This is a genomic window from Vibrio fluvialis (genome assembly GCF_900460245.1).
In the GTDB taxonomy this organism is placed as follows: Bacteria; Pseudomonadota; Gammaproteobacteria; order Enterobacterales; family Vibrionaceae; genus Vibrio; species Vibrio fluvialis.
In genome coordinates this window covers 676,533-691,449 of sequence record NZ_UHIP01000002.1, presented here as the reverse complement: position 1 = coordinate 691,449, position 14,917 = coordinate 676,533, and the positions used below count along the sequence as shown (strand labels likewise).

14 protein-coding genes are annotated in these 14,917 nt (G+C 51.3%); 9 read left to right on the top strand and 5 right to left on the bottom strand.

Annotation, left to right across the window (positions count from 1 at the left end):
• The first annotated feature begins 111 nt into the window (after nt 1-111).
• Nucleotides 112-1,896, top strand: a complete 1,785-nt coding sequence (locus DYA43_RS18135) for a M20/M25/M40 family metallo-hydrolase (RefSeq protein ID WP_061055321.1) — start codon at nt 112-114, stop codon at nt 1,894-1,896.
• Nucleotides 1,897-1,963: 67 nt separating this feature from the next.
• Here the strand turns inward: DYA43_RS18135 and DYA43_RS18130 are convergent, their stop codons facing one another.
• Both DYA43_RS18130 and DYA43_RS18125 read right to left on the bottom strand, forming a co-directional pair.
• Complete coding sequence (locus tag DYA43_RS18130; protein ID WP_020328794.1) at nt 1,964-2,269, bottom strand: bactofilin family protein; 306 nt, start codon at nt 2,267-2,269, stop codon at nt 1,964-1,966.
• 8 nt (nt 2,270-2,277) lie between these two features.
• On the bottom strand, nt 2,278-3,225 hold the full coding sequence (locus tag DYA43_RS18125) for a M23 family metallopeptidase (RefSeq protein WP_024375415.1): 948 nt from the start codon (nt 3,223-3,225) through the stop codon (nt 2,278-2,280).
• A gap of 186 nt (nt 3,226-3,411) precedes the next feature.
• On the opposite strand from DYA43_RS18125, the gene DYA43_RS22925 reads away from it, so the two are divergent.
• The 8 genes from DYA43_RS22925 (at nt 3,412) to DYA43_RS18090 (ending at nt 12,124) form a co-directional block, all read left to right on the top strand.
• On the top strand, nt 3,412-3,720 hold the full coding sequence (locus DYA43_RS22925) for a hypothetical protein (RefSeq protein ID WP_123946139.1): 309 nt from the start codon (nt 3,412-3,414) through the stop codon (nt 3,718-3,720).
• 493 nt (nt 3,721-4,213) lie between these two features.
• Nucleotides 4,214-6,103 carry a PTS mannitol transporter subunit IICBA gene (locus DYA43_RS18120; protein ID WP_020328791.1) on the top strand — a complete coding sequence of 630 codons (1,890 nt, stop codon included), beginning with the start codon at nt 4,214-4,216 and terminating at the stop codon, nt 6,101-6,103.
• Nucleotides 6,104-6,206: 103 nt separating this feature from the next.
• On the top strand, nt 6,207-7,352 hold the full coding sequence (locus DYA43_RS18115) for a mannitol-1-phosphate 5-dehydrogenase (protein ID WP_061055320.1): 1,146 nt from the start codon (nt 6,207-6,209) through the stop codon (nt 7,350-7,352).
• A gap of 61 nt (nt 7,353-7,413) precedes the next feature.
• Entirely contained in the window at nt 7,414-7,947 is a 534-nt protein-coding gene (locus tag DYA43_RS18110; RefSeq protein ID WP_020328789.1) for an MltR family transcriptional regulator, read from the top strand.
• Nucleotides 7,948-8,057: 110 nt separating this feature from the next.
• Nucleotides 8,058-8,987 (top strand): Gfo/Idh/MocA family protein, encoded by a 930-nt coding sequence (locus DYA43_RS18105; protein ID WP_020328788.1) that lies wholly within the window; start codon nt 8,058-8,060, stop codon nt 8,985-8,987.
• A 71-nt stretch (nt 8,988-9,058) separates the two neighbouring features.
• On the top strand, nt 9,059-9,238 hold the full coding sequence (locus DYA43_RS18100) for a hypothetical protein (protein WP_020328787.1): 180 nt from the start codon (nt 9,059-9,061) through the stop codon (nt 9,236-9,238).
• Between the two features lie 147 nt (nt 9,239-9,385).
• Nucleotides 9,386-10,561 carry a M20 aminoacylase family protein gene (locus DYA43_RS18095; protein ID WP_061055319.1) on the top strand — a complete coding sequence of 392 codons (1,176 nt, stop codon included), beginning with the start codon at nt 9,386-9,388 and terminating at the stop codon, nt 10,559-10,561.
• A 51-nt stretch (nt 10,562-10,612) separates the two neighbouring features.
• Nucleotides 10,613-12,124, top strand: a complete 1,512-nt coding sequence (locus DYA43_RS18090) for an AbgT family transporter (RefSeq protein ID WP_061055318.1) — start codon at nt 10,613-10,615, stop codon at nt 12,122-12,124.
• Nucleotides 12,125-12,154: 30 nt separating this feature from the next.
• Here DYA43_RS18090 and DYA43_RS18085 read toward each other — a convergent pair whose 3' ends face one another.
• The 3 genes from DYA43_RS18085 to lplA all read right to left on the bottom strand — a co-directional run bounded on the left by DYA43_RS18085 (nt 12,155) and on the right by lplA (nt 14,817).
• Nucleotides 12,155-13,081, bottom strand: a complete 927-nt coding sequence (locus DYA43_RS18085) for a LysR family transcriptional regulator (protein WP_020328783.1) — start codon at nt 13,079-13,081, stop codon at nt 12,155-12,157.
• A 160-nt stretch (nt 13,082-13,241) separates the two neighbouring features.
• Nucleotides 13,242-13,721 carry an aminoacyl-tRNA deacylase gene (locus tag DYA43_RS18080; RefSeq protein WP_020328782.1) on the bottom strand — a complete coding sequence of 160 codons (480 nt, stop codon included), beginning with the start codon at nt 13,719-13,721 and terminating at the stop codon, nt 13,242-13,244.
• A 79-nt stretch (nt 13,722-13,800) separates the two neighbouring features.
• A complete protein-coding gene (gene lplA, locus DYA43_RS18075; protein ID WP_024374748.1) occupies nt 13,801-14,817 on the bottom strand; it encodes a lipoate--protein ligase in 1,017 nt (338 codons plus the stop codon).
• Nucleotides 14,818-14,917 lie beyond the last annotated feature (100 nt).

The window sequence follows — 14,917 nt, the reverse complement described above, 5'->3', positions numbered from 1 at the left end:
CATCATTATTTGATATCAGTTCACATTATGCACCAAGATGCATTAATTAACATTTCATTAACCCAATGGCTGGCAAAGAATAGTCTGGATCTCTTACACAAGGAGTTACAGATGCAAGTACGCATGACAACAACAAAAACGCTGATCGCAACCGCAGTCAGTGCAACGCTATTGACCGGGTGTTTTCTCGACGATCCTCGTTGGGTCGCGCAACAGGTCGCCAAACGAATCCAGCAAAGCGATGTGGTGGATCACCTTCAGACTCTTGAGGGTTTAGCATCTCCAACCAGTGACAACAGCGGTATTACCCGCGCGGCGGGCAGCCAGGGTTATCAGGAATCGGTGGAATACATTATCGCCACCATGAAAGAGCACGGCTATAAGGTGACCACTCAGGAGTTTGATTTCCGCGCCTGGGAAGAGCTGGCCAATACTCATCTGAATGTTAACGGCAATGAACTGGTCAGCACACGTAGCGCACCTGAAGGCACGGAACCGGACTACGCAGCAATGTCATACTCTGGTGGTTCAAACGGTGAACTGAGCGGAGAACTGGTGTTTGTCACTCCTGATTTCAACTTTGATTCTGACACCTACGACAGCAGCGATGGCTGTGAAGCTTCCGATTTCGAAGGCAAAGCCATCGCCGGCAAAATCGCGGTCATTCAACGCGGTTCGTGTAGCTTTAGTGACAAAGTCGTCAACGCGCAGAATGCAGGCGCGATTGCGGCCATTATTTTCAACCAAGGCAATGATGAGGGTCGTAAAGGCGTCGTGAACGGCACCCTCGGCAGTGACACCTCCGCCACCATTCCGGCTTTCGGAGTTCGCTTTGAGTTAGGTGAAAGCTGGTATCAGGCCGCTCAGTCTGCCTCGGTTCCGGCCGTGCTGAACATTGATGTCAAAGATGAAATGGTGGTGACGCAAAACGTCATCGCCGAAACCCGCGGCGGCAACCCGAACAATGTGGTCATGCTCGGCGCGCACCTCGACTCCGTACCGGAAGGTCCGGGGATCAACGATAACGGCTCAGGCACCGCTGGCCTGCTGGAATACGCAGTGAAGCTGGCTGATTTGAAAGTGCCGGTGAAAAACCGCGTCCGCTTTGCCTGGTGGGCAGCAGAGGAAGCAGGCTTAGTGGGCTCGGAATACTACACCAATGAACTGTTTGCCCCGCTGTACGACAAAGCGCAGCAGCAAATCATGGATGAGCTGGGCATCAGCGACCCGGCGCAATTGACGGAAGCGCAACTGGAGTTGGTCGATGCTCGATACAACAAGCTCAACAAAGTGAAGCTGTATCTCAACTTCGACATGATTGGCTCTCCGAACTACATCTACGGCGTCATGGATGGCGACTTGTCCGATACCAAAGACAGCCCGGACAACGCCTACACTGGTGATTTTGAACCGCCTTACGGCACTTCAGACATCGAATCCATCTTCAACGAATTCTTCACGTCAAAAGACAGCGCGACGGTTCCTCAGGCACTGTCGAAACGCTCTGATTACGCAGGCTTTGCGGATTGGGGCGTGGCGTTTGGTGGCCTGTTCACCGGAGCAGAACAAACCAAAACCGCAGAAGAAGTAGAGCAATTTGGCGGGGACATTGATGTCGCCTACGACGTTTGTTACCACCAGGCGTGTGACGATCTCAACAACATCAGCCAACAGGCGCTGTGGGTGAACACTCAAGCACTGGCTTACGTCACCACGTATTACGCCATGAGCAACCCGCTCTTCCCGGCACAAGCGGACAGTGAACAACCGATGCTGCGTAGCATGAGTGCCCAACCAGCGGCGCAGAAACTGCGTATTGGTGAAAAACTGAAAGCGGCGCACAGCCATTCGGATCACGCCCATTTCCACGGCGATTTTGATCAGGACAAACAGTAATCCGATTACTGACAAACGACAAAGCCCCGCATTGCGGGGCTTTTTGTCTTCGGGACGTTGAGGAAACTTAGCCTTCAGCGACCATTTTCATCTCACTGATTTCCACCAGTTCAGCGACTTTGGTGTGCGCTGCCGGATGAGTGACACCATTAAAGCGTCCGCCCTGCTCGATGCTGAGATCATCGCTGTAAATACTGCCATTCACACGGCCTTTGCTCAGAATCTCAATCTTGTCGGCGTGGCAGGTTCCTTCAAACTCGCCGTTGACGATCACGTGTTCAGCGTAGATTTCACCACTGACGATACCGCTTTCGCTGATCACCAGAGATTTTTCAACATGGATCTGACCATCAATCTGACCGTCAACCTGCATATTACTCTCTACCCGGAGTTGTCCGCTAATTGAACAACCCTTTGCGATGAGAGTTGTAGCTGAGCGCTGACTCTGAGCTCGACTTTGTTTACTAAAGATTCCCATCGTATACCTCTTACCTTAGTGAATATCGACTCGAAATCATTTACCCCCCAGTCAACAAACGGTCTGGGATCTAACGAACGGCCGACAAATCGAATTTCATAGTGCAAATGCGGGCCAGAAGACAGTCCGCTATTGCCTGAATAACCAATTAAGTCACCTTTCTGAATGAAGTCTCCGCTCTTTACCGCAAACTTCTGTAAATGCGAATAAGAGCTGGTAAACCCATACGAATGCTGCAAACGCAAAAAGTTACCTGACCCTTTGCTGCTTGCGCGGGTGACTTCCACTACCCCGTCCGCCGGAGCATAAACGGGAGTGCCAGTATTCACCGCAAAATCCTGTCCACGATGAAATTTCACCTGTCCGGTGACCGGATGGACACGTTTACCGTATCCTGACGAAATTCTTGCATTATGAACAGGTGCACCACTGGGGATTTGGGTTAACATCACCATCCTGACAGAAGAAGTGATTGCGGCGGTGTCCAAACGTGACTCCAGTTCCGCGCCCGAATCTTCCACACCCAGGACTTTCTCCAAATCGCCTAAGCGGTCGGAAACAATCTGCATCTTCTCTTCACGTTCGAGCAGATCGTTTTCCAAGTTATCTTTAAGCTCTTTAAGCGAGGCAACTTCTTCATTTAGCGACGTTGACTGGCTTTCCAGCTCTTGCTGTTTCAATTTGGCAAAATCCACCTCACCGACCAGGTAGTAAATAACACCACCCGCTGCGACTGCTCCTGCAAGCAGGACATAGCCGAAGCCTTTAAGACAGTGACGGAACCATTTGCCAATATGAAAGTGCCGTGTTCCGTGAATAGACGAAACCGAAACAATGACGTTTTCTTTCATGCGCAAATTCTAATTGTCATTCTTGAAAGTGGCGGAATTCTAGCAAGGAACGCTTATTGACTAAACTGTTTGCTGCTTATCTCTTCCGCAACTTGCATCCTTATTGTTCAGTTTGTGAATCAGAGCATAAACGAGCATTGCCCTGACCCAATCCATTTAATTTTAAATCAATAACTTATTAACAGTATGCGTCAAACGATACTGCGATTTAATTCACTGAATCTGAAAAACCTGCCGCAAGATATTCGTCAACACCACGCTTTGCCCGTCAATAGTGCAACGATCGTTCGCGGATTGTGCGTCGAAAAACGCAACGCCGGGACACGTTCGCTATTCCACTCTGCGCTTATCAAGGTAATGCGACAGGCTGAGCGGGCATCTTTAATTAAAAAGCTGACTCACGACCCGGAATGGGGCAGTGAAGCAAAAATGACACCATTTCTGGAAAGCACGCCTCACTTTTTTCGCACTCCGCTCACGCAGCCCCACTTTTAAATGCAGCAAAAACGTAAGCAACATGTTGCAATATATCGTCTAAAATTACGTAAGTTCGCTGTCGAAATTTCGTATCTAAGTTACAAATCACTCATTAGATTTATGACTTATTTATTTCGACTTTTGAAATAAATAGCAATGAGTGACGTAGATCACTTTGATATTTTTTCCAGTTTAAAATTCGAATCAATACGTGATCCTTGTCGCTTTTTATTTAATTTCAAAGATCTTTAATTTGTGACATCACGCATTACAAAGTTATTGAAAATTGTAAATTCACTAATTTGTAGCAAAATTACATGGTCAGGAATAGATGTAGATCACGGAAAAAATATTTGAATGGCGGGAATTTTGAGGCTTTGATCACGAAAAACCCGTTGCCAGTTCCGGGTCAAAATTGTGTGGTAAATTGATTGTGTACTAAGCAATCAACGGTTTTTAGCGAAACCGTTACAACAACAAAATTCATCAGAACATCGAACGGGGAAAACATATGTTATCACCAGAAGCGAAGGTCAAGGTACAAAATTTTGGCCGGTTCCTATCTAACATGGTAATGCCGAACATCGGCGCGTTTATCGCTTGGGGTTTCATTACCGCGTTATTTATCCCAACAGGTTGGGTGCCAAACGAAACACTGGCCTCCATGGTTGGTCCTATGATTACCTACCTGCTGCCACTGCTGATCGGTTATACCGGCGGTAAAATGGTCGGCGGCGACCGCGGCGCGGTTGTGGGTGCCATCACCACGATGGGTGTGATCGTTGGTACCGACATTCCAATGTTTATGGGTGCAATGATCGCTGGTCCTTTAGGCGGTTTAGCCATCAAAAAATTCGACGCAGCTATTCACGGTAAAGTGAAGAGCGGCTTTGAGATGTTGGTTAACAACTTCTCAGCGGGCATCATCGGTATGATCTGTGCGATCATCGCCTACCTGGTCATCGGCCCAGCAGTAAAAACACTGTCTACCGCTCTGGCAGCAGGTGTAAACGTACTGGTTGATACTGGCGTCCTTCCTCTGACTTCAATTTTTGTTGAGCCTGCGAAGATTCTGTTCCTGAACAACGCGATCAACCACGGTATCTTCTCACCACTAGGTATCCAGCAATCTGAAGAAATGGGTAAATCTATCTTCTTCCTGATTGAAGCAAACCCAGGTCCGGGTCTTGGTCTTCTGCTGGCATATATGATGTTTGGTAAAGGCAGCGCGAAACAATCTGCAGCCGGTGCATCAATCATCCACTTCCTGGGTGGTATCCACGAAATCTACTTCCCATACGTACTGATGAACCCTCGCCTGATTCTGGCGATGATCGGTGGCGGTATGACGGGTGTATTCGTAAACGTAATGTTCAACTCAGGTCTGGTTTCTCCAGCATCACCTGGCTCTATCTTCGCGGTATTGCTGATGACGCCGAAGTCAGCATTCCTGGGTGTTATTCTGTCGGTAATCTGTTCTGCAGCGGTATCTTGTGCCATCGCATCGTTCCTGCTGAAGACTCAGAAACAGACTTCTGACGACGAATCTCTGGAAAAAGCGACCAACCAGATGCAGGACATGAAAGCCTCATCGAAAGGTCAAGCATCACCAGCGGCAGACATCAACCTGGCAAACGTTCGCAAAATCATCGTAGCGTGTGACGCAGGTATGGGTTCAAGTGCGATGGGTGCAAGCCTGCTGCGCAAGAAAGTAGAAGCGGCAAATCTGAAAATCGACGTGACCAACCTGGCGATCAACAACCTGCCTGGCGATGTCGACATCGTAGTGACTCACCGCGACCTGACTGACCGTGCTCGTAAGCACGCAGCCAATGCGAAACACATCTCGCTGACCAACTTCCTGGACAACTCGCTGTACGACAACCTGGTGGCAGATTTAGTTTCGGCTCAAGAGGGCGAACTAAAAAAGCCTGAAGCACCAGCAAACGCAAGCTCTGGTAATGCAGGAACACTAAAGCTTTCAAATGAAAACATCTTCTTGGGCTTGGCACCTAAGAGCAAGGAAGACGTAATCAAGTTTGCTGGTGAGCAGTTGGTTAAGTTAGGCAATGTGGCACCTGAATACGTCGACGGCATGCTTGAGCGTGAGAAGTTAGTGTCGACGTACCTGGGTGAATCCATCGCCGTACCGCACGGCACCATCGAAACCAAGAAGTACGTGAAGAAAACCGGCATCGTCTTCTGCCAATTCCCTGAAGGTGTTCAGTGGGGCGAAGAAGAGGATGACGTAGCGAAAATGGTTATCGGTATTGCAGCGCAAGGCGATGAACACATTCAAGTTATTACTGCCATCACGAATTCGCTAGATGATGAAGAAGCTGTCGAGTGTTTGAAGACAACAACCAACCCGGAAGATGTTCTTCGAATCCTAAATGGCTAACTAAGCGTTAAAGCCATGCTCCTCGATGAACCTAAGGCCGGTCCACCCCCGACTGGCCTTATTTTTTAGATTTTTTATTTCTTTATTTTGTGGAAGATCTGTTATGAAAGCGTTACATTTCGGTGCCGGTAATATCGGCCGTGGTTTTATCGGCAAACTGCTTGCTGATGCCAATATTCACGTAACTTTCGCAGACGTTAATGAAGTCGTTGTGAATGCTCTGCGCGAGAGACAAGAGTACCCTGTTAAAGTGGTAGGTGAACACTGTGTAGTCGATACGGTCACAGGTGTGACAGCCATCAACTCAACAGACCCAAAGATTGTCGACTCTATTGCTGAAGTTGATATCATTACCACCGCTGTTGGCCCAACTGTCCTGAAAATCATCGCTGGCACGCTTGCTCAGGGCCTGGAAAAACGCATCAGCAATGGCGTGACATCACCACTGAATATTATCGCGTGTGAAAATATGGTGCGCGGTACCAGTCAGTTAAAAGAAGCTGTATTCGAACACCTTTCAGCCGACGCTAAAGCCAAAGTTGAACAACTGGTTGGCTTCGTGGACTCTGCGGTAGACCGCATCGTTCCACCAGCGGAAGAAGGCGAAACGGATCCATTGGCGGTCACCGTTGAAACGTTCAGCGAGTGGATCGTGGATGAAACTCAGTTTAAAGGCGACATCCCGAACATTCCGGGTATGGAACGCACAGACAACCTGATGGCGTTTGTGGAACGCAAACTGTTTACTCTGAATACTGGCCACTGTGTGACCGCGTATCTGGGTAACCTGGCCGGACACAACACGATTCGCGAAGCGATTGAAGACGATGCCATTCGCGCAGAAGTGAAACAAGCCATGCAGGAAAGTGGCGCAGTGCTGATTCAGCGCTACGGCTTTGATGCCGACAAGCACGCTGCTTACATCGAAAAAATTCTCGGCCGCTTTGCCAACCCTTATCTGGTGGATGAAGTGGACCGCGTAGGACGCCAGCCAATTCGTAAACTGGGTCCTAACGATAGACTAGTGAAGCCATTACTCGGCACTATTGAGTACGGCGCAGAAAACAAAACATTACTAAAAGGCATCGCGGCGGCGCTGAAGTACACCAACGACAGCGACCCGCAAGCCGTAGAGTTGCAAGATTCGCTCAACCAACAAGGTGTTCGCAAAACTGTCGCACACTACACTGGTCTTGACGAAAATAGCGCGGAAGTACAGACCATTGAGTCTCTATACAACCAGCTATAACGGTGCAGCTAGATTGGGGGGCAGATTGCCCTCCATCCCAAGAAATAGCTTAGATCAGTATATGGCAGAAAAAATTAACGAGACCGAGATCCTAGAACGACTGAACGATGCGCCATCTGTCCGTGGTTTCTTCATTGCAACAGTCGAAGTATTCAATGAAGCCATTGATGCACTGATGCAACGTATTTTCCGCAAAGACAACTTTGCCGTTCAATCTGTCGTTGGCCCCCTACTTCAAGATACCGGACCGCTCGGCAATCTCTCAGTTCGTTTAAAACTGCTTTATGGTTTGGGTGTTCTGCCTGATGCCGTTTACCACGACATCGAAAGCATCATCAAACTGCGTAATCAGCTCAACAGCGACGGCGCAGAATACACCTTTACTGATCCCAAGATCATCGCACCTATCCAAGCACTCAATTTAGTCAAAAAAATGGGCATGGTTCAATTCAACCCGCTTGAAGAACCCGACGGAGACGTCGACCTGGAGTTTTACCACTTGCAGCTGCAACGCCAACAGCAGGTGATCAAATCCGGACTGTCACTCGCCATCATTGAAATCTGCAATGAGCTGAACAAAGAGAGTCCGTTCTAAACCGTCACATCCTAAGGCACGGATCGCCTTCCCATTTTCATCACGAGTCACTACCGAATTCTCTGTCGCGTGTTAGCCTTGGCACATCCTTCACCAACAGAGAATCTTTCATGAAAATCGGCATCATCGGCCTGGGCGATATCGCGCAGAAAGCCTACCTACCGGTCATCACTCAACTGCCCGGCGTCGAACTCATTTTCTGTACCCGTAACGCCGACACTTTGTCTTCTCTGGCGAGCCAGTATCGTATTGCTGATACCTGCAGCGACTATCGCGATGTCCTCAATTTCCAGCCAGATGCGGTGATGATTCACGCGGCCACCGCCGTGCATCCGGAAATTGCGAGCTTTTTCCTCAGCCATGGCATTCCGACGTTTGTGGATAAGCCATTGGCCGACAGCGCAGCGGCCTGTGAACAGCTGTATGAAGTGGCCGAAAAGCACCAGCAGCCACTGTATGTCGGTTTTAACCGCCGTCACATTCCTCTGTTCAATGCGCATCTGAGCGGCATGCAAAACGGTACTCGCGACGATCTGCGTGGTCTGCGCTGGGAGAAACATCGCTACGATTTGACCGGTGAAATCCGCACTTTCCTGTTCGATGATTTCATTCACCCGCTCGACAGCGTCAACCTGTTCGCCAAAGCCGACCTGAATGATGTGTACATCACCCATCAGATGGCGGGCAATCAATTGGCCCGGATTGATGTGCAATGGCAGCACGGCGACACACTGCTGCACGCATCGATGAACCGTCAATTTGGCAAAACGGGTGAGCGCATCAGCGCCCAATTTGTCAATGACGCCTATGAGTTTGACTCGTTTGTCGAAGGTAAACGCTGGCACGCCAATCAGGAATCCACACTGGCCCTCAAAGACTGGACGCCGATGCTGACCAGCAAAGGCTTTGCCGACATGATTGGCGACTGGCTGAATGTGGTGCAGAGCGGCAAACTCGCCAGCGACATCATCGCCCGCAACCTCGCCAGTCACCAATTGGCCGAAGCGGTGTGTGCGCGCGTGACGGCTTTGGTCCGTTAGCGCGGAGAGTCTCCTATACTTACTGTGTTGTTGTTCAAACCCTAGCTCAGAACACAGCCGAAGGAGGCACCATGGAACTCCGTAATAAATCCGGTCAGGTGACCCATCTTGCCGACAACCTCACTCTCAAAGAGGTACGCGACATGGGCTTTACCATTGATCTGTGCGACGAAGCGTACGATCAGCAAGAGCACTGGAAAGCCAAAGCCGAACAGCGCGGCCGTCAGAAAGATTACCCTGACGAATCCTGACTCCAGCAAACCGGGCACTCTCGCCCGGTTTTTTATTTCCACCTGTGTTACCCCCAACTATTAGCGTTGCTAATAGTATGAGTAGAAATCCGGTTTGTTCCGATTGTTTCAATAGTGTTAAATCCCTATCAAACAAAGGGGAGCTGTATGAACATTATTGATGTTTTAAAACCTTGGATTCCAGAAGCTATTAGTATTCGTCACGCCATTCACCAACATCCGGAGCTGGGATTCGAAGAGAACCACACTCAGGCATTGGTGGTTTCAGAGCTACACAGCTACGGCGTGGATGAAGTGTGTACTGATTTCGGTAAAACCGGTGTCGTCGGTATCATCAACGGCGCTCTGGGTGATGGCCCTTCTATTGGCCTGCGCGCGGATATGGACGCGCTGCCGATCCATGAAGAGAACACCTTCGCGCATCGGTCATGCCACGACGGAAAAATGCACGCCTGCGGCCATGACGGCCACACCAGCATGCTGCTGCTGGCGGCGCGTTATCTGGCCGATTCTCGCCAGTTCAGCGGCCAAGTGGTCCTGATTTTCCAACCGGCGGAAGAAGGCCGTGGCGGTGCTGCAACCATGATTGGTGATGGACTGCTTGAACGTTACCCGATTGATGCCTGTTACGCGCTGCACAACATGCCGGGCATTCCGGCTGGCCAGTTTGCGTTTAAAACCGGGCCTATCATGGCAAGTTCAGATCGCCTGTTTGTCACCATCAACGGCCAAAGCGGCCATGCTGGTCTGCCGCATCTGACTCAGGACCCACTCTTGGTCGCGACTCATATTTATCAGGGCATTCAGGGAATGGTGAGCCGCAGCTACGACCCGTTTGATCCGCTTGTTGTCTCAGTGACTCAGCTGCATTGCGGCGAAACCACTAACGCAATCGCCGATCAGGCGCACATGAGCGGCACCTTCCGCACGCTCAACCAAGCGACCCGCGACAGCCTGGTGGAACGTCTGGCGCAACTGGTGGAACACAGCGCCAAAGCGCACGGCATGAGCGCAGAATTCAAACTCGGCCCTGTCTCGCATCCGCCAACGGTCAATACCCAAGCGGAAACGGATCAAGCCATTCTGGCGGCGCAAAAAACCGTTGGGGCAGAGAACGTCAACCCGAGCTGCGAAGCCAAACTGACCAGCGAAGATTTCGCCTTTTTCCTCAACCAGGTTCCGGGCTGCTACGGCTTTCTGGGCAACGGCGCGGGCGAAAACGGCACCTGCAGCGTAGGCCTGCACAATAAAGCCTATGATTTTAATGATAATTTACTGCCCATTGGTGCTGCCTATTTCATCCATCTGATTGAAAAACACTAACACCGCATGAGGGGAAGTGAGTCCCCTCTTTACACAAGGAGTGTACTGACAATGTCGACCGTACTTGCACAAAAAGCGGCGCCACGCGCGTCGATGATCGATCGCATTGAGCGATTCGGGGACAAAGTGCCCCATCCGTTTTATCTGTTTATTTTCCTTTGCCTGGGCGTCATGGTGCTCTCCTGGTTGCTTGCTATTGGCGGTGGTGGTGTCACGCACCCGGCCACGGGCGAACTGGTACACGTGAAGAATCTGCTCAGTGGCGAAGGGCTGGTGTATATCCTCAAGTCCACCGTCAACAACTTCGTCTCGTTCAAACCGCTGGGGCTGGTACTGTGTATGATGCTGGCGGTGGGTTTACTGCAGGAAGTCGGTCTGGCGGACAGCGCCATCAAACACTCGCTGCTCAATGCGCCGCGCCAGTTTGTAACGGCCTCCATTTTCCTGACCGGCATCATCGGCAATCTGGCCTCTGACGCTGCGTTTATTCTGGTTCCGCCATTGGCCGGTCTGATTTTCGCCGCGACCAACCGCAACCCGATTGTCGGCATCGCCGCCGGTTTCGTGGCCGTCGCGGCTGGCTTTACCGCCAACCTGTTTATTGCCGGAACCGACGTACTGTTGTCAGGCATCACAACCGAAGCGTCCAACATTGTGGAACATGTGGAAGTCAGCCCGGCGGCGAACTGGTACTTCATGCTGATCTCAGTGCCGATTCTGGTCGTGACAGGCACCCTGTTGACCGACAAATACATTGAACCACGCTTTGCCCACAGAATGGTGGCGCACGAATCGGCAAGCCAGCAATCTTTCACCATCACCGCGCAACAAAAAACCGCGCTGAAATGGTCGGGCATTGCGTCACTGCTGTTTATCGGTTTGCTGCTGGCCGTCATCTGGCCAAGCGATTCACCGCTGCGCAACGCTGATGGAAGCCTGGTGCCATCCCCGTTTCTGAGCGGCATCATCCCAATCATCATGGCGTTTTTCATCATGAATGCGGTGGTGTATGGCGTGAAAGCGGGCACCATCAAACAGGCAAGTGATGTGCCGGAACTGATGGCCAAAGCGCTGAAAGGCGTGGGCGGTTACATCGTGCTGGTGTTTGTGATTGCCCAGTTTATTGCCTGGTTCAAATGGTCCAATCTGGCGATCTTCATCGCGGTGAACGGCGCAGAATGGCTGTCTTCAGTCGAGATGCCCAAGCTGGCCATGATGGCGGTGTTTATGATTCTGGCCGGCCTGATGAATATGATCGTCTTCAGCGGCTCGGCGCAGTGGGCCATTATGGCACCGGTGTTTATTCCTCTGTTTATGTTGCTCGGCGTCGATCCGCAAGTGACGCAGATGGGCTATCGTATTGCCGATTCCACCACCAACATCATCTCGCCGACCAACCCGTATATTCCGATGGTGCTGGCGCTGATCGCCAAATACAACCCAGAGGTGAAGTTCGGGACGTTCCTTGCGATGATGGTGCCGTACGCGCTGGTGCTGTTCGGTGTGTGGGGCGGTTTCTTCCTGCTGTACATGCTGACCGGGCTGCCAGTCGGCCCGATGTAAGCCAAATCATCAACGGATGTTGTGAGCCTCTTACTGAGGCTCACTCACCCCAATCCCTGCTTCCCACAACGTCGATTCGCTGACATGCTTTTTCAGGATCAGCGCAAACTCATCCACCAATGCCCTCTGCGTGTCTTTGCGCGTGATAAGTCCCACCAGTCGAAATTGCACCGGCTGCACAATCGGAATAAAACGAATCGCGTCACTCTGGTTTAACCCGGCAATCGTCGACGAGAGAATGGTCGAACCCAGTCCACTGGAGATCATGCCCAGCAGCGTCGAGGTGTGCGAGGCGCTGAACTCAGGATCGTAGGTCAACCCGACCCGAGAGAACGCTTCATCGGCCAATGTGCGTAAACTGTTGCCCGGACTGACGCCAATGGTGGCGTATTGATGCGCCTGCTCCCAGCTAATTTCGCTCTGCTCCGCCAGCGGATGATCGGCGCGGCAGACAAAACAGAGATAATCACGAAACAGCAGATCGAAGTTCAGATCGGGATGATTGGGATTGGTATTGATACCAATATCCGCACGTCCTTCCAACACCGAGTGGGTGATGTCGTCCACCCGCTCTTCAATCAGCCGAAAAGTAAAATCCGGGTAGCGTTTTTTGAGGTCATTGAGGGTTTTCGGTGCCAGCGAAGCACACAGTGTGTAGAGCGATGAAACCACCAGCGACTTGTTATAGCCATGCTGGCGATCGCGGTTTTCCTGCACCAGTTTATCCAGGCGATTGACGATAAACCGCGCTTCCTGATAGAGATGATGGCCGGCATCCGTCAGCACAATCTTGCGCCCTTTGCGTTCATACAACTCACACGATAGCTGCTGCGCCAGCTTTTTCATCATCTGACTCAGCGCCGATTGGGTAATGTGCACTTTGTCGGCGGCGTAAGTGAAATTCTGCTCTTCAGCCAGCGCGATAAAGGCTTTGAGCTGGCGATAGCTGATGTCCATATTCAGGCTCATTCCAGATTAACGGCAAAGGCGCCAGTATACCCTATCACCAGCCCCGAAGCCGCTTTGGCAACGCAGAGAGTGGTGCAGATCTCACTCTCATGACCCCATTTCAGGCAAAGAAAAACCGGGCCTTAAGCCCGGTTTTGCGTGCGTCACTTTAATGGAAGATTTCACTGCCAAAACGCAGGCAGCGGCTGTGGCCGATGAGCTGATTAAACGCATTGCGATCCAGACGGATCAACGTTTCGTGGTCGCCGGATTCCAAGTACACGTGGTCGAGTTCAGTCAGCGACTGATCGCACACCATGTTCATGTGATAAGGCATCCCCATCGGCGGCACTGCACCGCGGTCGCAGTCATCAAACATCTGATAGATATCGCGCTCTTTCACCAGATGATATTTGGCCTGATATTCGTCATTCAACACCCGCAAACTCACTTTAGCGTTTGCCGGCAGAATGGCCATTAAGTGTTTACCATCATGATCTTCCAGTACCACGCCTTTCGCCAGATGCATAGGCTGAATGGCAGCGGTGTGGGCACTGTGCAGCGAACTGTTGCTGTGGCGGTGCACCACTCTTTGGTATGGAATATGATGGTCGCGTAAATAATGATCTAAGCGGGTTTCCATGGTCATACTAGCCTCCGCATGTCCTTTCCCCTTCCTGATTATAGAAAAGGAACCCGCTTTTCGCCGCGAAACGCGGCGATTTTACTCAGTCAATCTGGCCGATAAACCAGTGCTGAAAATCCTCCAGCTGCGCCTGATATTGCGGCAGCTCGCTCATCAGTTCAGCCAGGCAAGGTTCAATCGCGATTTTGTTGTAGGCCAGACCGCCAAGGCGCTGTGCCAGTTGCTCCATCGGGTACGGTTCGAGCATGTCGCTGAAAATGGTCGCCTGCACAATCGCGCCGCGTTCCACGTCCAGATACACATCCACCCCGCCCCAGCCAAAGCGCTCATCCATGTTGTGGGTGAACGGTGGCGTTTGGCCAAAGTTCCAGTCCCAACTGCTTTGCAGCGCAAATTTCTGCTCAAAGCCCGGTAAATCCAAAAACGACTGCGGCGAGATAAATTCCGGCTCCACCTCCTGCTGGTAGTGCTCGCAATAGGCCTGCATGATCACCTCGCACACCGCTTGGTGTTCAATATCGGCTTTTACCGTGTTGAGGTTGATCACCCGCGATTTCACCGAGGTGATGCCTTTGGCTTGCAGCTTTTTGATGTCCGGATTGAGGTAATCCGCCAGACGGCTGAGATCGGCGCTCAGCAGCAGCGTGCCGTGGTGAAAACCGCGATCCAGCGTTTCGCGATACGCAGACCCCGAAAACTTGCGAATGCCATTCGCATCTTCCAGCACCAAGTCGTTGCGGCCATTGGCCACACCGTCAATACCCAGCTTTTTCAGCCCAGCCAGCACGATGTTGGTCGAGACTTCTTTGTCGTATTCCGGTTTCCCCGCCATAAAGGTGAAATTGGTGTTGCCCAAATCGTGGAACACCGCGCCGCCGCCCGTTTGGCGACGCGCCAGCTTTACCTTGTCCTGTTCCATGCGGTCGGTTTTACACTCGCGCCACGGGTTTTGCGCGCGGCCAATCACCACCGTGTCGGCATTGCGCCACAAAAACAGCACGCGTTGGTCAGCAGGCATGGAACGGAAAATGGTGTCTTCCACCGCGAGGTTAAACCACGGGTCGGTAGAATCGGAGATCAGAATGCGGGTCTTTGTCATGGTCGTTTTCGCACCAAACAGAAGGGAAGATGCGGCTATGTTACGAGATTCTGCGGCCAATCACGAGCCAAAGCGACATAAAAAAGCCTTCCGAAGAAGG